The organism is Microcoleus sp. AT3-A2 (genome assembly GCF_036705685.1).
In the GTDB taxonomy this organism is placed as follows: Bacteria; Cyanobacteriota; Cyanobacteriia; order Cyanobacteriales; family Microcoleaceae; genus Microcoleus.
In genome coordinates, this window is sequence record NZ_JAUBVF010000060.1 from 12,054 (window position 1) to 33,808 (window position 21,755).

A 21,755-nucleotide genomic window follows, 5' to 3' on the forward strand; every position below is an offset into this window, starting at 1 on the left:
ATTAAGAACCGATTAACTCTCTCACCCACTAACTAGCAGAAATGACCGCAAACTATCATGGTGTCTTGGCAGGGTTAACATCACTAGAACAAGGAAAATAAATAATGGTAACGCTACTTGAAAATCCACTGCGGGTCGGTTTGCGAAAAGAACGGGTGCCGGAACCACAAATTCTGGTAATCTTCGGAGCTTCTGGGGATCTCACCCAGCGCAAACTGGTACCTGCAATTTATCAGATGAAGCGCGATCGACGCTTGCCACCGGAAACTACCGTGGTGGGAGTAGCCCGCCGCCCTTGGAGTCACGATTACTTCCGAGAGCAAATGCGCGAAGGCATTGAAGAATTTGGCGGGGGCATTGGCAATGAAGAATTTTGGCAAGATTTCGCTCAAGGTTTGTACTACTGTCCGGGCGACATTGACAACCCGGAAAGCTATCAAAAACTCAAAGCCTTCTTAGCGGAACTCGACGAAGAAAGGAGAACTCGTGGCAATCACATATTTTATCTATCAGTTTCCCCGAACTTTTTCCCAGAAGCAATTAGGCAACTGGGCGAGGCTCAAATGCTGGTCGATCCAGTAAAACACCGCTTGGTAATTGAAAAACCCTTCGGCCGCGACTTGAGTTCAGCAAAAGCTCTCAACCGAGTCGTGCAGAAGGTTTGCCAAGAACAGCAAGTTTACCGGATCGACCACTATTTGGGTAAAGAAACTGTTCAGAATTTAATGGTGTTCCGGTTTGCTAACGCGATTTTTGAACCGCTATGGAATCGGCAATTTGTCGATCACGTACAAATTACAGTGGCAGAAACAGTAGGCGTAGAAGACAGGGCAGGTTACTACGAATCCTCTGGGGCGTTGCGGGATATGCTGCAAAACCACTTGATGCAGATTTTCTGTCTGACGGCGATGGAACCACCGAATTCATTGGACGCTGACAGCATCCGCACCGAAAAGATGAAAGTTCTGCAAGCAACTCGCTTGGCAGATTTGCATAACTTGGAGTTCTCAGCGATTCGCGGTCAATATTCCGCAGGTTGGATGAAGGGCAAACAGGTGCCAGGATATCACGAAGAACCGGGGGTTGCTCCCAACTCGACAACGCCGACTTTTGTGGCGATGAAGTTTATGATTGACAACTGGCGCTGGCAGGGAGTGCCTTTTTACCTGCGAACCGGCAAGCGGTTGCCGAAAAAAGTTAGCGAAATTGCTATTCAGTTCCGCGAAGTGCCGCTGTTAATTTTTCAGTCTGCGGCCCAACAAACTACTCCTAACGTTTTGACTATGCGCGTGCATCCGAACGAGGGGATTTCGCTGAGGTTTGAGGCGAAAATGCCGGGGCCGGATTTGCGGACGCGGACGGTGGATATGGATTTCAGTTACGGTTCTTCTTTTGGGGTGACATCTTCGGATGCTTACGATCGCCTGTTAATTGATTGTATGCTGGGCGACCAAACTTTGTTTACCCGTTCTGATGAAGTGGAAGAAGCTTGGCGGGTGGTAACGCCGGCGCTGATGGAGTGGGAATCGTCCAACGACCCAGATTTGGTTCCTAAATACGAAGCGGGTACTTGGGAACCGACGGAAGCAGAACTGCTAATTAACAGAGACGGCCGCAAGTGGCGCAGACTTTAAAAGCCATTAGTCAGCAGTCATTAGTCATTAGTTATTGGTCAGCATTAGTATTAGTGATTAGCTAAGAGCTGCTAACTCATAACTACTAACTAATAACTTAATGACTAAGAACCAATGACTAAGAACCAATGACCAATGACTAATAACTAATGACTAATAACAAAGGAGAGAAGATTTATGACGATGACACCGATGAAAGCTCCGCCTCTGGTTTCGCTGCAAAATCCTAAAGATGTGTCGCTCGACCAAATAGAAGCCGAATTGAGTCAAATTTGGGAAAGTTACAGAGAATCGGGGTCAAAGGGCGATGTTCCGATCGCTAGTAGGGCAACAACTTTTACTTTTGTAGTCTACGAACCGGAAGAAACTCAGCGGTTATTAGCGGATCTGGGATTTTACGACGGGCCGGTGGACGGTATTACCGGGCCGATGACGGCATCTAGCATCAGGGCGGCTCAAAAAGCTTACGGGCTGCCGAGAACTGGCAAACCTAATGCTGAATTGCTGGCGACTTTGCGGGAAGAAGTGGCTCGCAAAAATTCAAATGGCGAGGAGATGGGATCGAGTGGTTTGGGTTCGGGGGGTTCGGGCGTGGCTGACGCGATCGTGGCTGCCAATCCCTGCCGGATTATTGCTCTGTGTCCGACGGCGGGGGAAGATACGGGCGTGCAGGCTCAAGTGGCTGCTTATTGTCCGGTTCACAAGCGCACCACTGGCAATCTGATCTGCTGCGAGTACATTACGCTGCGGGGTACGGAAGCTGCTTTGGAACGGGTGAGCGGCATCGTGACGGCGTTGACTATCCCGGATTTGCCGACGCTACTGTGGTGGAAAGCGAATCCTGATGCCGATCGAGGTTTGTTCCAGCGGCTGGCGACAATTAGCAGTTCTGTGATTGTTGACTCTAGCAGCTTTGCCGAGTGTGAAGCTGAATTGCTGTTGATGCAAAGTCTGATCGAGGAGGGAATTCCGATCGCGGATCTCAATTGGCGTCGGCTGGCCGCGTGGCAGGAGTTGGCTGCTGAGGCTTTTGACGCCCCGGAACGTCGGGCTGCGATTCGGGAAATCGATCGGGTGACGATCGATTACGAACAGGACAATTCTACTCAAGCGCTGATGTATTTGGGTTGGCTGGCGAGCCGGCTTCAGTGGCGTCCGGTTGCTTTCAAACAGGAAGAGGGCGATTACCAAATCAAGCGAATTAAATTCGCGGGGCCGGACGAACGGGTTGTCGAAGCGGAGTTGGCTGCTATTCCTACTGCTGATACGGGCGATGTTCCGGGCGATTTGATTGCTCTGCGTTTGAATTCGACGAACGAAAAGGCTGACTGCGGTACGGTTCTGTGTTCGGAAGTCGGCGGCTGTATGCGGATGGAAACTAAGGGCGGCGCTCAAACCGATCGGTTTAACCAGGTGAGTCCTCTGTTCGATCAGGTGACGGAACAGTTGCTGGGCCAGCACTTGCAGAGTTGGGGCCGAGATGTGCTTTACGAAGAAAGTTTGGCAGTGACGGCTCAAATGCTGAAGTTGGCTAAGCGGTAAAGAGAAGTTCGGCAACGGATTGTGTAACGGATGTAACGGATGTAACGGATGTCAGTTCGATGTCCGTCGGAATAAGGAAGAAGGAATAAGGATTGAGTTAATATTCAGTGGGGCAGGCAATGTCTGCCCTACTTTTTTAGGAGTTATGAGTTAGAATTTATGAGTTTTGAATTAATAATTTTCTTTGACTCAAAACTATAAATTACTTCTAAAAAGCAACGAAATTACCTATATTCTTCTTCTCATTCTTCCTTCGCGGTCTTCGCGTCTTCGCGGTTCGTTAAATATGTATGTATTATTTGAGAAGTTCGAGAGCAATACTCATAACTTTATAACCGATCTATTTTCAGTATTTTTTGTAACTAATCTAGAACTATGACTTTAGTAATTGCTGGCGAACGCAGCGGGGCGGGAAAGACGACTGTGACGATCGCCCTTTTAGCTTATTTAGTCCGTCGTGGCTTGAATGTTCAATCTTTTAAGGTTGGCCCGGATTACATTGACCCGATGTTTCATGCTTTTGTCACTGGTCGCCCCTGTCGAAATTTAGACGCGATATTAACGTCTGAATCTTATGTAAAAAAGTGTTTTTCTCGTCATATTCCAGATGTCGATTATGCCTTAGTTGAAGGGGTGATGGGACTCTTTGATGGAGTGAGTCGAAAAAATCAGGAATCACGAAGCCACGACACGGATTTTGACACGGATACACGGATTAATTATCGGAAAGAAGAAGGCAAATATGATTTTTCCTTTGCTTCTACGGCTCATGTTGCTCATTTGCTGAATTTGCCGGTATTGTTTGTGATAGATTGCAGCAGGCTGTCTGGTTCTGTGGCTGCGATCGCCCACGGTTTTCGTTCTTTTAACCCTGACCTTAAATTCGCTGGTTTGGTGCTGAATCGGGTGGCGAGCGATCGACATTTGGAGTTGCTTCAAGAGGCTCTAAAACCGCTCAATTTACCTATTTTGGGGGTTTTGCGTAGGGATGAGGCTGTTACTATTCCCGATCGACATTTGGGTTTGATTCCTGCTGAGGAGTTGCCGAATCTTCATGCTGCGATCGATAAACTGGCTGATTTGGCTGCTGTTAGTTTTGACTGGGAGCAACTTTTGCCTTTGTTGGCTGCAACTCGAAATGAGGGGGGTGAGGGGTCAGAGCAACTTTCGTGTAGGCACAGTCTCCCTTCGGTTATTATCACTCAAAAAGAGGATGTTGTCAACAGTTTGGGAAAACAATTTGGAGTGAGGATTGCAGTTGCGCGCGATCGGGCTTTTAATTTTTACTATCAGGACAATCTTGATTTGTTGGAAGAGTTGGGTGCGGAATTAGTATTTTGGAGTCCGCTTGATGACTCGGTTTTTCCTGACAATGTGCAAGGGTTATATTTTGGTGGTGGTTTTCCCGAAGTGTTTGCTCAAAAATTGAGCGGTAATGTTTTAATTCGGGATGCGGTAAGAAGTGCTATTTTTTCGGGAATGCCGACTTATGCGGAGTGCGGCGGTTTGATGTATTTGTGCGATTCTATTGTAGACTTCGATGGCAATTCTTGGCAAGGGGTGGGGGTGTTGGAAACTTCTGCTGCGATGGGTAAGCGTTTGACGCTGGGATACCGAGAAGCTGTGGCGGTGAGGGATAGTTCGGTGTTAACTGCTCTTGATGAGGTTTGGGGGCATGAGTTTCATCGATCGCATTTAACTGTTGAACCGAGTAATCCAGTTTATCACAGTTGGAGGTATGGGAAGCGGAGGGAGGTTGAGGCGGTTGCTGAAGGTTGGGGAGTTTGTGAGGTGCACGCTTCTTATTTGCATTTGCATTGGGGTGCTCGGCCTGATATTCCGGCTCGTTTTTTGCAGCAGTGTGCTGATGCGTGATTGTAAGGTTGATACTGAAACCGCAGATGTCAGGCAGATAAACACAGATTAACGCAGATTAATTTCAAGAAGGGCGATCGAATGAAAGCAATCTTGTTTATTTTCTTGTGGGATGAGTCGAAAGGTTGGTTTTTAGCTGCACTCCAAGTAGAAATAAAGTGAGCTTACTATTTATATTAGAATATTTATGACGGAGAAAGCTAGGAATGTTGGGATTTATGAGCGAATCAATTTCGACTAAGCACTTATCCGCACAATGGGTGGCACCGGAGAATTTTCGGAGTTACGGTCAAGTTATCTTTGTGGCTGTTGATGGCAAGTCTTTCGATGCTGAGGATGCTCAGTTAAACTTGCAAAATGGTATTCCTAGATTTTACATTATGCGGCTGCACAATAAAGGTCGCAAGTTTGGCAAAATTACACGACACGTTCAATGTACTCAGTGTTTGGGTTCTTTGGATGGGAAGGATTGGTTGATTGCGGTTGCGCCTCCTGGGGATAGCTATAAACCGAGTTTAGAAGATATGGCTGCTTTTCGGATTCCGGGGAATTGTTTTATTAAGTTAGATGTGGGAACTTGGCACGCTGGGCCGTATTTTGATGCGGATTTTGTTGATTTTTACAATCTGGAGTTGAGCGATACTAATGTGGTTGATCATTTTACCTTTGATTTGGTAAAAAATCACAATCTGGAGTTTGAGATAGTCTGATTTATTTAATAAAAATTTGTTGTAGAACTTTGATAGTATATCAACTAGGCTGATTATAGCTGCTTAACCATGTTTAATAGTTTTGGGAGAGGTCTAATAATTATGAATTATCCACTCTATACTCTTTTGATTTTACCCTATACGCGCCAGGAACTCCCAGGATGGGGAAAACTGATGACACTCACAGGTGTGTACCGGGAAGATTTGTGGAAAAATGCTCCTATACGGGAGATGCGAGGGAAGTTCCACGGTTATCGGATGGCGATGGATCTTTCCAAGTGGAACGATCGCATGAGCTATTTTTTAGGCCGTTATTATGACTTACCGACACAACTCTTCGTCCAAAATTCTGTACAGCCTGGGGACAGCTTTATTGATGCGGGGGCAAATACGGGCATGATTACTCTTTTGGCTGCTTATCATACAGGAACAACAGGATGCGTACACTCTTTTGAACCAAATCCTCTGGCGTTTCAAAAATTAAAAGCTGCGGTAACAGACAATGAATTGCATAAAGTTTCTCTGCACCAGTGCGGCCTTTCTAACGAGCGAAATGAACTGACACTGACAGTGCCTACAGATGTTAGTGGTTTGGGTACTTTCGCTCAACTTCCCGAAAAAGATCGAAGGCTGATTTCTAATCAGTATCAAGTGCCTGTGTATCGCGGAGATGAAATGCTCCCAGATAATCTTCCTGGTGCTACTTTTATTAAAATTGATGTGGAGGGGTTTGAGGTGAATGTGATTAAAGGTTTCTCCCAAACGCTGCAAAAGCTTCGCCCTGCGGTGTTGACAGAAGTTGTAGCTGGCCATCTGGAACGGGCCGGTTCCAGTGTAGCAGAACTTTGCTCTCTGATGGGCGAATTTGGTTATGAAGCTTTTAACTTGGAGGCGAAACGGGAAGGTTTGGGCGCTCGGCTACAATTGTCCAAGGCGAAAGAGGGAAATATGACTGATGATGTGGTTTGGCTGCATTCTGAGAGTCCTTTATTTTCTCGACTGCAACAGTGGATGACACACTGATATTGCAGAGGATAAGAATTGCAAGTGCAGGGAAATCTAGGCTGATTTCCCTTTGTTGTAATATGGTCACTGTCAACGGTGCTAAAACTCTCAATCTGGGAGATGATAATTATGGGATAGAGGCGGGGAAACCTGCAAATTTGATTGTGTTGGATGCTGAGGATTGTTATGATGCAATTAGGAGGTGCGCTGCGGTTCGGTATGTGATTTCGCGGGGAAAGTTGCTGGCGGCAACTGTACCTGCTAAAATGAGTTTTTATTCGGTTTGACAAACAATATTTTAAGCTTTTAAATGGTGAAGCAAGGTGCTATTCCCGATGAGATTCCGAGAAATTTGCAGGAGCAACTTCTGTTGCAAGATGCTAAAGCTAGCGTCGGCAAGCGAATTCAAGGCAGTGCAGATAAGCCGTTGGGAGATGCTCCCAGATTGGTTGCTAATTACGGAGGGAAAGTCGGTGATTGGGTTAAAATGGTTAGTGCCCAAACGGCAGTAATTGAGGGAGCCGTTGTTGAAGTACATTGGTTCAGAAATAACGAGACTGCCCAAACTGTTGAGTTCAAATTCAAACGTACATATCCTAAAGCTGCACTAAAAAATCTGTAGTTATAAAAAACATGAAAATTCGCTGTATTGCCAATACAGGTAATGCTCTCCCTGAAAGTTACCTCAAGCCTGAGTTCTATTTTACGAAAGAAGTGGGATTTCCCCTAACGCTTGGCAAGGAATATGTTGTCTACGCTCTTTACCAATCGCAGGGTAATGTTTGGTACTATATCTGTGACGATAACTACACCTATTATCCCATGCAGAATCCTGCACCGCTGTTTGAGGTGGTTGATAGTAGAGTCTCTAAGTATTGGCGGTTTGAACTAGCACCGAATGGGCGGTTAGAGATTGCTTTTGAGCAGTGGTTTACTGATCCTTATTTTTATGATAAGCTGACGGATCAGGAAGAGGCGGAAGTTGAGATTTTTGAGAAGGTTAAGGAATTGATGGATGCTGAGGATTTTACTTTGCCTCCGTTAGATATGGCAGTTGAGAAGTTGCGGGAAACTGTCAGTGTTTGAGTTGAGAAAGTGGGAAGGTAAATTTAGTCTTTTGCCGTTGATTCAAACAGCTTTTTGACAAATAACATCTGCAACTGTTAAACTATGAATCAAGGTGCTATCCCCGATGAGAGTCCCAGAAATTTACCAGAGCAATTGCTCCTGCAAGATGCTAAGGCTGGTAATTGCATAGTAATTCATTGCGCTACAGATAGACTGTTGGGCGATGCACCGAGACTTATTGCTGTTTATGGCGGGAATGCTGAAGAGTGGGATAAAATGACAAGTATTGAGGCTTTTGAAATTAATGGAGCTTCCGTACAAGTCCATTGGTTTCGGAACAGTCAGACTCTTCAAGATGTGGAGTTTAAGTTCAAGCGACAGTATCCCAAAACAGCACCTAAAAATTTGTAGGTAATCAAGTTATGAAAATTCGTTGTATTGCTAAGACTGGTGCATCTCTTCCTGAAACATATATAGATCCGCCACGCGGTTACACTAGAACAGTTGAGTTATCACTAACTATAGGCAAGGAATATGTTGTTTATGCTATCCGAGAATGGAGAGGGACTATTTGGTACTATATTTGTGATGATCATTACAGCTATTATCCCATCCATAATCCGGCACCGATGTTTGAAGTGGTTGACAGCAGGGTTTCTAAGTATTGGCGGTTTGAACTTTCGCCCAATGGCTTGTTAATGATAGCGTTTGAACAGTGGTTTACTGACCCTTATTTTTATGATAAGCTGACAGACCAAGAAGAGGCGGAGGTTGAGATTTTTGAGAAGGTTAAGGAATTAATGGATGCTGAGGATTTTACTTTGCCTCCGCTGGATGTTGCCGTTGATAAGTTGCGGGAAACTGTCAGTGTTTGATTTGGGAAAGTGCGATCGCAAATTGTTTCTTACCACCTTGACTCAGATACCTTCAAATGGTATCAAATAGGAAGCAGCAGAATTTTCTAAAAAAAATGAACGATAAAATTCAATCCAATAATAACTATGAGACAGTCGGTGATGATGATGTTTTGTTATTCGATGAAGCTACTTTTATGGTACGTAGGTTTAAAAAATTAACCGCCAGCAAGTTTAGTAAGATACTTGAAACTTATGTAGTAGGAGCTAATGACCAAGGAGGGAAGAAGCAGATAATTGATTGTATGAACGAGCTACGAATTAACGAACAAATAATAATTTTTGGTTCTGAAATAAACTGGAACTCCCCTAAAGAAGGAATCGATTGTCAAGTTCTTAAGATCGGTTCTAATGGTTGGCAAAAAGGAAAACTTAAAATCGAAGTTAAGGAAGATTTACAGTTGGGTGAAACACAGGTATGTATAAAGTTTTGTCCTGATGAACCACTAGAGCCAAAATCTCCTTTAGATGATATCAGACAATCCGAGGAATACAAAAAACTGAGCAATAATAACTGACTGCCCGATCGCGATTACAATACAATAATCGATCGCACTTATATCTGAATCTTAGATTTTCAACCGCAGATGAGGGCAGATGTACGCGGATGAACGCTGATGTTGTTTGGGATGGACTAATGACAAATATAGAAGAATATGTCGATCGCACGGCCGAACTGATAAACTTACCCTTAGACCCGGAACATCGTCCAGGCGTTGTGGTAAACTTCGAGAGAATAGCTGCGATCGCCCAACTCGTTACTGAATTCCCTTTACCTCAAGCAATCGAAGCTGCGCCAGTGTTTGAACCTTAGATTTTTAACCGCAGATGAACGCAGATGAACGCAGATGTTTTTTAGATAAGGCGGATGCGGTTGCTACGGCAGCGGCTGTTAAATGTGGTAAGGTTACGGCTACAGAGGCGGTAAGTGCTGCTTTGGAACGGATTGCTGTTAAGGATAAAGCTTTTAATTGCTTTACTGCAATCACTGCATCCAGCGCACTCGCAGCAGCGGAAAATATAGATAATTCGATCGCAAATAACCAAAACCCAGGCCCTTTAGCAGGCGTTCCCTTCGCTGTCAAAAATCTGTTCGATATCGCCGGAATTACTACTCTAGCAGGGTCAAAAATCAACGCTGACAATCCTCCGGCTACCCAGGACGCGACGGTGGTCGCCCGACTCAAACAAGCCGGGGCTGTGCTTGTAGGTACTCTCAACATGGATGAGTACGCCTACGGTTTCGTCACCGAAAACAGCCACTACGGGCCGACTCGCAATCCCCGCGATACTACGCGCATCGCTGGCGGTTCCAGTGGCGGTTCCGCAGCAGCAGTCGCCGCCGGTTTTGTACCCATCACTCTCGGTTCTGATACTAACGGTTCCATCCGCGTACCGGCTGCTTTGTGTGGTGTCTTTGGGTTTAAGCCTACTTACGGCCGTTTGTCCAGGGCTGGCGCTTATTTATTTTCGAGTAGTTTGGATTGTGTGGGGCCGTTTGGGCGATCGATCAGAGATATGGCGCTGCTGTACGATATCCTGCAAGGCCCTGATTCTCGTGACCCTGTTTGCACTCAACGCCCGCCTGAACTTTGTTCGCCGCAGTTAAATCAAGGCATCGAAGGATTGCGAATTGCTGTTGCTGACGGGTATTTCGCCACAGGGGCCGCACCGGAAGCAATGGATGCTGTAGAAATAGTTGCTAAAGCCTTGACAAATGTCTTGGATTGTGGTAAGGGCACAGCAAAAATAACAAACCCCCCAAAAATAGGGGGGCTTGCAACTGTCACCATACCGGAATCCGATCGCGCCCGGGCTGCGGCATTTATCATTACCGCCTGCGAGGGGGGAAACTTGCATTTGGACAATTTGCGATCGCGCCCTCAAGACTTCGATCCGGCGACGCGCGATCGCTTTTTAGCGGGAACCCTGATCCCTGCGACTTGGTACTTGCAAGCGCAGAGATTCAGACAGTGGTACCGCGATCGAATTCGCGAAATATTCCAACAAACAGACATCATCCTCGCACCCGCAACCCCGATAGCTGCCCCTGAAATTGGCGTCGAGAAAATGGTAATAGCCGGACAAGAAATCTTAGTGCGTCCCAATCTCGGACTGTTCACCCAACCCCTATCATTTATTGGCTTGCCCGTTCTTTGCGTGCCCGTACAGCGGCCCGGCGCTTTGCCCTTGGGGGTACAAATTATTGGTGCTCCCTACAGCGAAGCGGTGATTCTCCGAGTCGCTGCGGTACTAGAATCGCAAGGCATTATATCTGCCGAATCAATTTAGTGCTAATAATTCTAGGGTTTGTTGTTGCGGTGGAAGCGTCTCTTAGTCCTTCTGGCAATAGCTTTGCGCTTCTGCTTTTCCAACGGGGTTTCAAAGTGGCGGTGCTTTCTCATGTCGGGGAAAATACCCGCTTTGGAAACTTGTCGCTTAAACCGTCGTAGGGCTGACTCAATCCCTTCATTTTCGCCTATTACAACTTGGGTCATTATTTCTCCTTAGTGTTTGTCAGATCAAGTTTTATCATATCAAGCTTTTTGACCGCGCGACCTGTTGGAGGTCGGGCGATCGACCAAAACCCAAAAATCATACCAGAAAATTGGTTCGTAGTGAGGAATGCAAGTCCTGCTTTTTTGCGGACTGAAGTCCTCATTGACTACTGTCAACTGACTACTGACTACTGACTACTGACTACTGACCAACTGATTTTCCTGCCGCAGGTAAGCTTGAATAAACGGCTCTAATTCGCCGTTCATCACATCTGCGATGGCGGTTGTTTCCACTCCAGTACGCAAATCCTTGACCATTTGGTATGGGTGAAAAACATAATTGCGAATTTGGTTCCCCCAAGCCGCCTCCACCATATCGCCGCGAATCTCGGCAATTTCCGAAGCCCGCTGTTCCTTAGCAACCACCAACAGCCTAGCCTTGAGTAATGCCAGAGCTTTTTCCTTATTTTGCAACTGACTGCGTTCTTCAGTACAGCGGACGGCCAAGCCGGTAGGAATGTGAACGATGCGGACTGCGGTTTCTACCTTGTTAACGTTTTGCCCGCCCTTGCCGCCAGCGCGGGAAGTCGTGATTTCCAAATCTTTTTCTGGAATGTCCAACTTGACGGATCGATCGAGAATTGGCATCACTTCAACGCCAGCAAAACTGGTTTGACGCTTGTCGTTAGCATTAAAAGGCGAAATTCTGACCAAGCGGTGAGTGCCTTTTTCCGATCGCATATAACCGTAAGCGTAGCGGCCGACAATTTCCAAAGAAGCCGATTTAACACCTGCTTCCTCTCCTTCGGAAATTTCCATTAAATGTACTTTGTAACCTTGACTTTCCCCCCAGCGGGTGTACATCCGCAGCAGCATTTCGGCCCAATCTTGAGCATCTGTGCCGCCGGCCCCGGCGTTAATTGTCAAAACGGCGCCGCCTTCATCGTAGGGCCCCGATAGTAATTGTTGCAGTTCCCACTGGTCGAGTTCGCGGGTTAACTGAGAAAGACTCGATGAGGCTTCTTGGAAGAGGGACTCGTCGGCTTCTAACTCCAGCAGTTCTAAAATAGCTTTAGCATCTTCTAAGCTCGTTTGCCAGCCGCGATATTGGTCTAAATGAGATTTGAAGTCATTAAGTTCTTGGAGGGTTTCTTGAGCTCGATCTTGGTCGTCCCAAAATGCTGGTTGGGCGCTGATTTGCTCTAAGTCTTGAATTTTGGCTGTGAGTGCGGGGATGTCAAAGATAGTCCTGGGTTGCACCCAGTCGATCGGACAAAGTTGCGATATTGTGTTTGATGTCTAGAACTTCCACTGTGAGTTCTCCTAGTTGTGGGCTGTATTTTTGAGTTTAGCTGAAATGTTGCTCTAAATGTGCAAATCAATTTTTCAGCAGCACACCAGCTTTGATAAACGAGTCAAGTTTGCCATCGAGCACCTCGGCGACGGCTGTTGTTTGGATTCCTGTACGCAGATCCAAAACTTTGCCCTGGTTCGCGCTGTCGCTGACAAATTGATATTCCCGAATTGGTTGGTTAAGGGCTGTTTTTAGGATCTCGCCCTGAATATCTGCAAGCTGTTGAACTCCTTGTCTTTGCATAATAGCAAACAGTTTGCTGGTGAGAACGGGCAAAGCCATTTCTCTATTTTGCAATCGACTCCGCCCCTCCCCAGATATTGCAGAAATACCAGTAGGAACATGAACAATCTTCACCCAATCTGAGACTTTCACAGAAAGCAGGTAGGGAGAAGGCAAGATTATTAATTCTAAATCCTGCTGTGGAATCTCCAGTTCCACATACATGGGCACCACTTCCACCGTCGCTAAACTCGCCTGCTTTCTGGTAATATTAAAAGGCGATGTACGTTTCAGTAGATGCACTCCGGTTTCTGACTTTAGATAGCCGTAAGCGCAACGTCCGTCTATTGCCAAAGTTGCAGAATTAATTCCTCTATCTGTCGATGGCGACTCTTCAACTAACCTAACTCTATAGCCTTGGTTGTGTCCCCAACAACAGTACATTTTCAGCAGCATTAGTGCCCAGTCTGGAGCATCTAAGTCATCTCTTGCTGCATTAATTATCAGGTAGGCTCCCTTTTTGTCGCAAGGCCCGCTCAAGGATTGCTCTAATTCACACTCTTCGAGAGAGCAGTTGAGTTGAGCTAAATTAGTTTGAAGTTCTTGCTCTAATTCCTCGTCTGCTTGAAATTCGAGTAACTCCAGTGCTGCTGTAGCATCTGCCAAAATTGTTTGGCACTGGTTGAGTTTTGCCTGGTAGGATTGGAGTGCGTCTAGTTCTTGGAGTAGCCGTTCGCCTGTATTGATGCTTTTGCCCGATTTGGGTTGTGCTGCTAGCTGTTGTAACTTTTGGCTCTCGGCGGTTAATGCTGAGCTAAAGATAGTCTTGTAGACCCGTTAGGCGATCGGACAATGTTTCGATGTTGTGTTTTATGTGTAGAATTTCCACGGTTAGTCCTCATGGTTTTGAAGTCTTTTACAAATTGTAGCTGAAATTAGGATAATTCAACAAAATGTTATTGTTTCTTCGTAATTAGATATCCTGCGAACCTGTTGAATTGAAAATTTTACAGCATTAAAAATTAAAAAAAAATTGCTATAATCTAAAATCAGGTTAACGATCTCGATGGAAGTTAACTGCTATGATTTCCCCAGAACTAAAATTAAGCTTGCCGTCCACCGAAGACCTGCCCTGTTCGGATGATACGGCTGTGGATAACGAAGACCAGAATCTGCTACCCAACCTATTGTTGTTTGTCCTGACTAGCATTTGGTCGGCTCGCATGGATTGGTACTTTGGGGTGGATATGGCGGTGTATCACACCACAGGAATCAGTCCCAAAGTGCCTGTTCCGACGGGTTTCTCAGTTTGGGGGTGGAGCGCCGAAAAGGAGGCAAATCTCGCCGCAGCTATGCTGTTTGGGAAGAAAACGAGGTTGTGCCGATCGTAGCATTGGAAATGGTGTCTCACAAACCCGGTGGAGAGTACGACGAGAAAATGTCGATTTATGCCGGGTTAGGGGTTTTGTACTACATTATTTACAACCCCGAATTTTGGCGGCGCGATCGACATCAACCGTTTGAAGCCTACAAGCTGATTGACGGCCAGTACCAGCAGCAGATTGGCGAACCCTATTGGATGCCAGAAGTGGGACTGGGCATGGGGCGATCTCAGCAAGTTATTGGGGGGATCGAGCAAGAAATTTTGGTTTGGTACGACGAGTCGGGAAATGCCTATCCCTTGCCGGATGCAGCGGCGGGGCAGATGCGCGAACAGTTGAGGGTAGAACGACAACGAGCCGAGGTTCAACAGCAACGAGCCGATCGCCTAGCTGAGTATTTGCGATCGCAAGGGATCGATCCCGATAACCTGCCTTAATCGTGACATGAAATGCGATCGGCTTGAGCGAATTCTTCCTTCTTTCTTGTGACAACAGTCAACAGTCAACAGTCAACAGTCAACTGACTTCTTAGATATACTGCGAACCTGTTGAATTGAAAGTTTTACCGCATTCGTGAGCACATACGTCCAACCTTTTAGAACAGGAAAAACTTTTTGTGAGGTCTTCGCGAAACCAATCTCTGGCGATCGCATCTTTCACCGATTGAGTTCTGAGAGAATTAAAGCCATTTCCGTATTTTTCAATTAAAGCCAGCATTTGCGGTCTGTAAGTGTGGTTATAAATAGCGTATTTAGTGTGGCTTACCCAACAGCAAGGCCAGAGTTCCGCTTCAAAACTGATGAAAATCTCTTGGGTGGCTTGAGTTTGACAGCTAATTTCTACATTACGGTAGTAATTGTTTAGGCTACCAAATTTTTCTACAGCTTGAATAAATTGGTCTCCCTGGGGATTTTTATATTGTTCCAACGATGGGGGTTGGAGTTCTTCGCTGGCTGGCCTTGATGGGACAGAAGGAGTTGTTTCTGGTGCTTGAGAGGTTTCGATAGCTATAGCTTGATACCAAGCATAATTGGCTTTTTCTGGTTGCCCCAACTGCGTCAACACTTTAGCTAAATTGCGATAAGCTCCTGCAAAATTGGGTTTAAGCTCGATCGCCTTTTGGTAATAAGCACTAGCTGGCTGCCACTGTTGCTGTTGAGCATAAAGACTGCCGACATTAGCATAAACTTCTGGAAAATTAGGCTGAATTTTAAGTGCCTTGGCGTAACAATCTGCTGCAGCTTGCATCTTCCCCAAACCTTGAACAGCATTGCCTAAAGTTTTCCAGGCTGCTGCAAAATTAGGTTGAATTTTTAGGGCTTGTTGGCTGGCTGCGATCGCCTCTGATAGCTTTCCTTGTTTCAAGAATTCCTCAGCTTGTCGGTGGAACTGAAGCGCGGCCTGTTCTTGATGCTGAGGGTCTGCTAAATTAGCTGTTACTGGTTGGTTGGGGCGATCGCTCTTAGCCTCTACCTGAGAGTTTTCTGCCTTCTGGGGCTGTTGATTTGCGGACTCTTTGTCATAAATCTCTTTCGCCACAAAACGAGAGGTTGCTTTCGGTACAAACTCGACAAATCCTAATTGTTGGGCTAAATCCCGCGCTGCTTCTACTTGGTGCTGGTTGTGTTCAAATATCAAGTAATGCCATACAGCTTTTCCACCTGCTTGGATAAAGGCATTAACAGACTGCATTATCCTGTCCCAGTTGGTATTTTGGCGGTAGATGCTGTTAGTATCAGCCAACCCGTCGATACTAAAAATTACGCGATCGTGTTCTCCTGTCATCGCCTTTGCCAGGGCTTGCCACCAGTCTGGATTGCGTCCGCTACCGTTGGTGTACAGGGAGATATGAGGAACTCCCATGCGGTGCAAATACTCGATCGCCGGAATTGTGGTATTGCTAGTCATAGCATCGCCGTAGTTGCCGCACATATACACCAAATCCAACTGAGAGCAAAACTCTTGTGGGAAAATTCTCTCAATATCCTCCATCTTTAATTCCGCCCCCGGCAAAATCGGGTTGCCGGTGCGGGGACACTGGGGACAAGCTGCATTGCACCGGGAGGTAATTTCTACGCTGACTCTCCTGATATCTTCATATTTTAAGTACATGAGTTTTCCCCAATTAATTTGTGATTAATATTGAAATCGCGATCGACACAATTAGATACCAAGAGTTTTGATTGAGCGATTAAAAAGTAAGATTATACCTCATGTCTGTCGGCTGTGAACATAATATAAGTTTTTTGTATGATGGACAGAGGAAACGAGGACGACTATCTTGATTCCAAATCTTAATCAAAAACCGCGGCCCGATGTCGATCGAGCCGCGGTTTTTTTAAGCTAAAGTTTCAATTAATCCCGGCCGTTGAGAGCAATCAGCAGGCGCAGAATGAAAATGAACAAGTTGATGTAGGTCAAGTACATCGACAGAGCGGCGGGTAAATACTGGTCGTCGCGGTAGCTGCGGGGTAATATGTAAAAATCGACGATCGCAGCGCCGGCAAATATAAACACGCCGATGCCAGAAATGCCAATTTCCAACCAGGTTGGGGTGTAGACGCCAAATAGAGCGAGCAGAAACTGACCGCCAACGACGACTAACAAAGCAATCACACCTAAACTGATAGTTTTGGTGAGGGCCATGCCGTCTTGTTCAGAAAGGTTGGAGCCAATTTGGCGGGCAGCGATAAAGGTAATGCCACATCCGAGGGCGGCAAAAGCGATGCCGGAGATGCCGACGCCTTGGGTTCTGAGGGCTGTAAATACCAATCCGCTGAGGGTGTAGCCGGAAAGCAGACTGTAGGTTGCCAGCAGGGGCAAAGCGGTGTTTTTGTTGCCTTGTTCGGCGGCACCGCGGGCGATGAAGAAGAGAATTAATTCTACGACGATCGCGGCAATGAATGTGGGAAAGAAGATCGCGGGATAGTTACGAATCACTCCCAGGCCCCCGTAGGTGCCGACAGCAGTTAAGACAAGTCCGCCGCCCACGAAGGGGAGAGCGTTGGAGATGACGTTGGGGCCTACTAGCGCGTGGTTTTTGGCCTCGCGCACGGCTTCGCGGAAATTGCTAGTGTTACTCACGAGGATTTACCTAATTTTGACTGAGAATTGCTATCTATCATTTTGACAGCTTTACACTGTGTTTGCAAAACCTGAAAGAGTTTAAAGATTTGATAAAGAACAGGGGTGAAATCACTCCAAAGCAGGGATCGATTGTTTATAATCGACTGCGTACAGGTCTGTGCCGTGTCGCTGTCTCGCACCGTTGCGCGTTGCGGCAAAGCTATAATTGAGGTTAAAAGGCCGGCGCTATATGTAGCCAGGGGCCAGCTTAAAGTCCATCAAATCGCAGATATAGCTGAAGTCAATCAATTTTGGAGGGGGGATTTACGATTGGGGATTAAGCAGTATATGCTAGAGGCAGGGGCCACAGTTGATTTTAGGTTTTTGATTTGCGACTTAGTTGAAAGTAGGGACTAGAAACTTCAATAATATAAAATAAATATAAAATCTAAAATCTAAAATCTAAAATCGGTTCCGTTAATTGCTAAGGTAGCTCATACAGAGCCTACCCAGAAAATTAATAAATAGATCGAGTTCTATAGACAAACTGCTAAATAGGTAATTTCCAATGCCCACATTTTTTGAACGCAAATTATTGCCACCTACAGCCGGAATTTTATTTGCTGCCGCCGCCGTTATTTGCGGCGGTCAAGCTGCCGTTGCAGATAATGTCGGAGCCGTTTCTACCGCTACTTCAGGGCAGGGTTCAGAATATTTGCTCCTGGCCCAGAATAGCGGTCAACTCCCCCAAAGTACAACTTCTTCAACCCCGAACCGGGGGACGGCAAACCGCGTGCCTCTGCCCGTAAGAATTCCTGAGCCTTCGGCGGTGGTAGGGTTGGGTTTAGTTGCGGGTTCGCTGGCGCTGAGTCGCCGGAGAGTGAGAGTTAAAAATTAGACTTTTTTGGCAAAAAGTCTAATTTTTGGATTTTTAACAGCAGATAAACGCGAATAAACGCAGATAAATGTGGCTATCAGGATTTTAGCCGATCGCGTCGCGCAGAGCATTTTTAGTCATAGCTGCGATCGACTGTTCGGTAGCTTTGGGCAAGTGATAGTATTTCCCTCCAGAAGTCTTGGCCAATTCCTTCGCAAAACCAGTCGAAATAAACTTGCTCTCGGTATCAATCACCAGCAACTGCATTCCCAACCCACGAATTTTGGCAGCAATTTCTAACAATTCTTTCTTAATATCAGGCTTTTCTCCATCTACAATCGGTTCGCCCAAAGAACGAGCCAAAGGAATATTACCGCGTCCGTCAGTAATGGCGACAATCGCCACTTGACCGATATCTCCCGACTGCCGCGCGTTGACTCCCACCCGCACTGCTTGAGTCAAACCGTGGGCCAGGGGGGAACCGCCTCCGCAGGGCAACCGTTCCAAACGCTTGCGGGCTAAGGCTATGGAGCGAGTCGGCGGTAGCAGCACTTCTGCTTGTTCTCCGCGAAAGGGAATGAGAGCAACTTGGTCGCGGCTTTGATAAGCTTCTGTGAGTAGCTGCATGACTGCACCTTTGGCGGACTGCATCCGGTTGAGGGCCATCGAACCCGAAGCATCGACGACAAATACGACTAAAGCTCCAGCTTTTCTGGCCAAGCGCTTCGCCCGAATGTCTCCCTGCTCCACAAATACACGGCGCTGAACCCCCTCTTGCCCCCCCTTGCTAAGGGGGGGTTGGGGGGGGTTAGAATTCCTGTCGCGGCGGGCTTTTTGGTAGGGTGCGGCGGCTCTGAGGGTGGCGTCAACGGCGATGCGGCGGACGGGGCCTTTGGGTAATACTGGCTTGACGTAACGGCCTCTATCTTCCGAGAAAATGGTGCTTCTGCTGCCGGATTTGCCTTGTTTGTTGGCGGATTGTTGGGCGAATAAAAGCACGCTGGGGTCGAGAATTACGCCTTCGGGGTCGAAGAGAAATTCTTCGGGAATGGTATCTTTTTCTGGTTCTTCTTCAGGTTCCGGGTTGTCTTCATCCTCTTGGTCTTCTTCGTCTTCTTGCTCGTTTTCTGGTTCGTCTTGTTCTTGTTCTGACTGCTTTTGGGGAGGCGGTGGGGGGGGAGGAGGAGGAGAGTTTTCGTCTGGGGGAGTTTGGATGATGGTGGCGCGGGGTACGATGACTAATTCTACGGCGCGGCGCAGGTCTTCGGCGTTAACTTCTGTGCGTCCTTCGATGGCGGCGGCGGCTTTGGCGACGCGGACTGCGAATATTTCGGCGCGGTGTCCTTGAACGCCACCCCGGATGGCTTCTTCTACTAGGTAGGCAATTTGTTCGCGTTTAATGCTGACATCTTTTAGCCATTCTCTGGCTAGGATGATTTGGGTTTTGAGGTTGTCGGTGTCTTCGCTGTATTGATTGAGAAATTCTTGGGGGGAGCTGGAGTAGGATAAAGCTTGTTCTACTGCATAGACTCTTTCTTCTAGTTCGAGTGCTGCGTCGGCTGAAAGTACGATCGCGATGCGATCGAGCAAATGTTCTCTCAGCGGCCCTTCTTCGGGGTTGTATGTGGCGATAAATAGAGGTTTGCAGGGGTGTTGAAAGCTAATGCCTTCGCGCTCTATTTGGTTCCGACCTTCGGTTAATACTGTTAGCAATTGGTTGGAAATATTGTCATCGAGGAGGTTAATTTCGTCTACATATAGTACGCCTCGATTTGCTTGGGCTAATAGTCCCGGTTGAAATACGGTTTGGCCGAATTTCACTGATTGTTCGACATCGACTGAACCTAAGAGTCTGTCTTCGGTGACACCCAAAGGAATTTGAATGAATGGTGTGGGAATTATTTCAGTATTTTGGGAATTACTATCAGTGGTGTGGGCATCTTGCCCGCCATTTTCGGGTAACAAGCCTGATGCCTGTTCGGCAAGAATATCATTAGGTTCGGCGTTGCAAAAAGAATCTTTAACAATTTCAATGGGTGGCAGTAAGGAGTGCAAGGCGCGGGCCATTACTGATTTTGCTGTACCACGGCGGCCTGCGATCGCAACTCCTCCCAATCCGGGATCGACTGCTGCTAACAGCAGGGCCAATTTGATTGCTTCTTGCCCGACTACGGCGGTGAGGGGAAAGGCTGTGGTGGAAGGGCTAAGGTTGGCTGCGGGCATAGGATTTTCGGATGTAAAAATTTGAACTTAATGTTTAGCTTACTTCTTGGAGTATTTTAACTTCTTGCGGCAGAATCACGGTAAAAGTTGAGCCGACTCCTATTTCTGATACTAGCTCGATTTTGCCTTGCAGCAGCGTGACGAGCCGCGATACTATTGCTAATCCCAGGCCAGTGCTTTCGGTGGGAAAGAGCTGTTTGCCTGCTTCTCCTGCTTGAAAGAAGGGGTCAAAGATGCGGTTTGTATCTTCGGGGGCGATGCCAATGCCGGTATCTGTAATTGCGATCGCCCAATTTCCTTCTTCAGCAGGGTAGCAACTTAATTCGATGCTACCAGATTCTGTATAGCGAATGGCATTGCTCAGCAGGTTGATCAGAATTTGTTGCAGCCTCTGTCCGTCGGAGATTACTTGTGTTGGGCCGCAGTCGCTGGTAACAGCGAGCTTTAGTCCTTTAGCATCAGCAATTGGCTGCATCATTTCTACTACGGTGTTAATTACCGATCGTACATTAGTTCGCTGCAGGTTAAGTTTAATTTTTCCGGCATCGGCGCGAGAAAGTTCTAGTGTGTCATTAATCATGCGAAGCAACTGTCTTCCGTTACGCAATACTCGTTCGATGTGTTCGATGCCGGGGAGGGTATCTTTGATTTCAGATTGCCATTTTTCTTGGCGCAAAAACAGTTCGGAATAACCGATAATGGAGTTGAGAGGAGTTTTGAGTTCGTGAGCTAAATGGTAGACGTTTTCTTGATTGACGCTGACGAGGCGATCGAGTTCTTGATTGGTGAGCTTTAATTGAGTTTGGATTTGTTGAAGTTCCCGCAGCCTCTGAGCCACGTAGCTGTTGAAACACTGGGCAATTGCTTCGTCTACTACGGCATCTATCAGCCGAAAAGCTCTGAATACGTCGGCGGTGGTTCCTGCTAGCAATTCTGATTCTAACTGCGAGAATATTACTTGACGCAACAAGTGGTATTCTCGGGCTACTTCTGCTGCATCGTAGCCTTGTTCGGCTCTGAGAAATCCGTGATCTAAACTGGCTTCAATTATTAGTTTTATTTCGCTGTTTTGATATTGGGAAAGCACTGTGGCCATCGCCTCCAGCAGGTGAGGTATGTGATTTTCGATTGCTGAGTGCGGTAAGGCGTCAGCGCTTTCAATTTTCCGATCCTGACGAACTGCTTCAATCCAGTTTTGGACGATAGTATCGGTTTTTTCGGCGAGCACTTGGCTGTAGTCCATGATGTCTGCGTCGTGGGGGTTGAGTTTGGCAGAGATTGCCCATGCTTCATTCTAGTTGAGCGATCGCCCGATCGCCATACCAAACTTCTGGCGATCGCGACCCTCCCAAAAGAAGTAGTTTTGAGGTAATTTTTTGCCTGTG

23 protein-coding genes are annotated in these 21,755 nt (G+C 46.8%); 16 read left to right on the plus strand and 7 right to left on the minus strand.

Features of this window, described 5'->3' with window-relative positions:
- The first annotated feature begins 104 nt into the window (after positions 1 to 104).
- From zwf to QUB37_RS24100, 13 genes are all read left to right on the plus strand, one after another.
- The gene (zwf, locus tag QUB37_RS24040; RefSeq protein WP_333166953.1) at positions 105 to 1,634 is read left to right on the plus strand and encodes a glucose-6-phosphate dehydrogenase; all 1,530 of its coding nucleotides are present in this window, start codon (positions 105 to 107) and stop codon (positions 1,632 to 1,634) included.
- Between the two features lie 177 nt (positions 1,635 to 1,811).
- On the plus strand, positions 1,812 to 3,176 hold the full coding sequence (opcA, locus tag QUB37_RS24045; RefSeq protein WP_333166955.1) for a glucose-6-phosphate dehydrogenase assembly protein OpcA: 1,365 nt from the start codon (positions 1,812 to 1,814) through the stop codon (positions 3,174 to 3,176).
- 375 nt (positions 3,177 to 3,551) lie between these two features.
- A complete protein-coding gene (locus tag QUB37_RS24050; protein ID WP_333166958.1) occupies positions 3,552 to 5,051 on the plus strand; it encodes a cobyrinate a,c-diamide synthase in 1,500 nt (499 codons plus the stop codon).
- A 218-nt stretch (positions 5,052 to 5,269) separates the two neighbouring features.
- The gene (locus tag QUB37_RS24055) at positions 5,270 to 5,761 is read left to right on the plus strand and encodes an ureidoglycolate lyase (RefSeq protein WP_333166960.1); all 492 of its coding nucleotides are present in this window, start codon (positions 5,270 to 5,272) and stop codon (positions 5,759 to 5,761) included.
- Positions 5,762 to 5,863: 102 nt separating this feature from the next.
- Positions 5,864 to 6,784, plus strand: coding sequence for an FkbM family methyltransferase (locus tag QUB37_RS24060; protein WP_333166962.1), 921 nt, complete (start codon positions 5,864 to 5,866; stop codon positions 6,782 to 6,784).
- Positions 6,769 to 7,053: an amidohydrolase family protein gene (locus tag QUB37_RS24065; RefSeq protein WP_333166964.1), complete on the plus strand. Its 285-nt coding sequence runs from the start codon at positions 6,769 to 6,771 to the stop codon at positions 7,051 to 7,053. Before QUB37_RS24060 ends, QUB37_RS24065 begins: the two co-directional genes overlap by 16 nt.
- 23 nt (positions 7,054 to 7,076) lie before the next feature.
- Positions 7,077 to 7,388, plus strand: coding sequence for a hypothetical protein (locus QUB37_RS24070; protein ID WP_333166966.1), 312 nt, complete (start codon positions 7,077 to 7,079; stop codon positions 7,386 to 7,388).
- Positions 7,389 to 7,399: 11 nt separating this feature from the next.
- Positions 7,400 to 7,852, plus strand: a complete 453-nt coding sequence (locus tag QUB37_RS24075) for a hypothetical protein (RefSeq protein ID WP_333166968.1) — start codon at positions 7,400 to 7,402, stop codon at positions 7,850 to 7,852.
- Positions 7,853 to 7,936: 84 nt separating this feature from the next.
- The gene (locus QUB37_RS24080) at positions 7,937 to 8,245 is read left to right on the plus strand and encodes a hypothetical protein (RefSeq protein ID WP_333166970.1); all 309 of its coding nucleotides are present in this window, start codon (positions 7,937 to 7,939) and stop codon (positions 8,243 to 8,245) included.
- An 11-nt stretch (positions 8,246 to 8,256) separates the two neighbouring features.
- Entirely contained in the window at positions 8,257 to 8,709 is a 453-nt protein-coding gene (locus QUB37_RS24085; RefSeq protein ID WP_333166972.1) for a hypothetical protein, read from the plus strand.
- Between the two features lie 95 nt (positions 8,710 to 8,804).
- Entirely contained in the window at positions 8,805 to 9,266 is a 462-nt protein-coding gene (locus QUB37_RS24090; protein WP_333166974.1) for a KGK domain-containing protein, read from the plus strand.
- A gap of 119 nt (positions 9,267 to 9,385) precedes the next feature.
- On the plus strand, positions 9,386 to 9,562 hold the full coding sequence (locus QUB37_RS24095) for a DUF4089 domain-containing protein (RefSeq protein ID WP_190657847.1): 177 nt from the start codon (positions 9,386 to 9,388) through the stop codon (positions 9,560 to 9,562).
- Between the two features lie 14 nt (positions 9,563 to 9,576).
- On the plus strand, positions 9,577 to 11,040 hold the full coding sequence (locus QUB37_RS24100; protein ID WP_333166975.1) for an AtzE family amidohydrolase: 1,464 nt from the start codon (positions 9,577 to 9,579) through the stop codon (positions 11,038 to 11,040).
- A gap of 11 nt (positions 11,041 to 11,051) precedes the next feature.
- Here QUB37_RS24100 and rpsU read toward each other — a convergent pair whose 3' ends face one another.
- From rpsU to QUB37_RS24115, 3 genes are all read right to left on the minus strand, one after another.
- Complete coding sequence (gene rpsU, locus QUB37_RS24105) at positions 11,052 to 11,246, minus strand: 30S ribosomal protein S21 (RefSeq protein ID WP_006632476.1); 195 nt, start codon at positions 11,244 to 11,246, stop codon at positions 11,052 to 11,054.
- A 195-nt stretch (positions 11,247 to 11,441) separates the two neighbouring features.
- Positions 11,442 to 12,558 (minus strand): peptide chain release factor 2 gene (gene prfB, locus QUB37_RS24110; protein WP_333166976.1). Its coding sequence is split into 2 segments (ribosomal slippage): positions 11,442 to 12,485 and positions 12,487 to 12,558, totalling 1,116 coding nucleotides; the frame shifts between segments, so codons are not numbered across the junction.
- 66 nt (positions 12,559 to 12,624) lie between these two features.
- Positions 12,625 to 13,644: a PCRF domain-containing protein gene (locus QUB37_RS24115; RefSeq protein WP_333167002.1), complete on the minus strand. Its 1,020-nt coding sequence runs from the start codon at positions 13,642 to 13,644 to the stop codon at positions 12,625 to 12,627.
- A 260-nt stretch (positions 13,645 to 13,904) separates the two neighbouring features.
- On the opposite strand from QUB37_RS24115, the gene QUB37_RS24120 reads away from it, so the two are divergent.
- Together QUB37_RS24120 and QUB37_RS24125 are read left to right on the plus strand one after the other, a co-directional pair.
- A complete protein-coding gene (locus tag QUB37_RS24120) occupies positions 13,905 to 14,213 on the plus strand; it encodes a Uma2 family endonuclease (protein ID WP_333166978.1) in 309 nt (102 codons plus the stop codon).
- Positions 14,138 to 14,641: a Uma2 family endonuclease gene (locus tag QUB37_RS24125; protein WP_333166980.1), complete on the plus strand. Its 504-nt coding sequence runs from the start codon at positions 14,138 to 14,140 to the stop codon at positions 14,639 to 14,641. The genes QUB37_RS24120 and QUB37_RS24125 overlap by 76 nt, the downstream gene beginning before the upstream one ends.
- A gap of 91 nt (positions 14,642 to 14,732) precedes the next feature.
- On the opposite strand, the gene QUB37_RS24130 is transcribed toward QUB37_RS24125, so the two are convergent.
- Together QUB37_RS24130 and QUB37_RS24135 are read right to left on the minus strand one after the other, a co-directional pair.
- Positions 14,733 to 16,316 carry a tetratricopeptide repeat protein gene (locus QUB37_RS24130; RefSeq protein WP_333166982.1) on the minus strand — a complete coding sequence of 528 codons (1,584 nt, stop codon included), beginning with the start codon at positions 16,314 to 16,316 and terminating at the stop codon, positions 14,733 to 14,735.
- 243 nt (positions 16,317 to 16,559) lie between these two features.
- Positions 16,560 to 17,288 (minus strand): Bax inhibitor-1 family protein, encoded by a 729-nt coding sequence (locus tag QUB37_RS24135; protein WP_333166984.1) that lies wholly within the window; start codon positions 17,286 to 17,288, stop codon positions 16,560 to 16,562.
- Positions 17,289 to 17,838: 550 nt separating this feature from the next.
- On the opposite strand from QUB37_RS24135, the gene QUB37_RS24140 reads away from it, so the two are divergent.
- On the plus strand, positions 17,839 to 18,168 hold the full coding sequence (locus QUB37_RS24140) for a PEP-CTERM sorting domain-containing protein (RefSeq protein WP_333166986.1): 330 nt from the start codon (positions 17,839 to 17,841) through the stop codon (positions 18,166 to 18,168).
- Positions 18,169 to 18,252: 84 nt separating this feature from the next.
- On the opposite strand, the gene bchD is transcribed toward QUB37_RS24140, so the two are convergent.
- Complete coding sequence (bchD, locus tag QUB37_RS24145) at positions 18,253 to 20,370, minus strand: magnesium chelatase ATPase subunit D (protein ID WP_333166987.1); 2,118 nt, start codon at positions 20,368 to 20,370, stop codon at positions 18,253 to 18,255.
- Positions 20,371 to 20,404: 34 nt separating this feature from the next.
- Complete coding sequence (locus tag QUB37_RS24150) at positions 20,405 to 21,613, minus strand: HAMP domain-containing sensor histidine kinase (RefSeq protein ID WP_333166989.1); 1,209 nt, start codon at positions 21,611 to 21,613, stop codon at positions 20,405 to 20,407.
- Between the last annotated feature and the right edge of the window lie 142 nt (positions 21,614 to 21,755).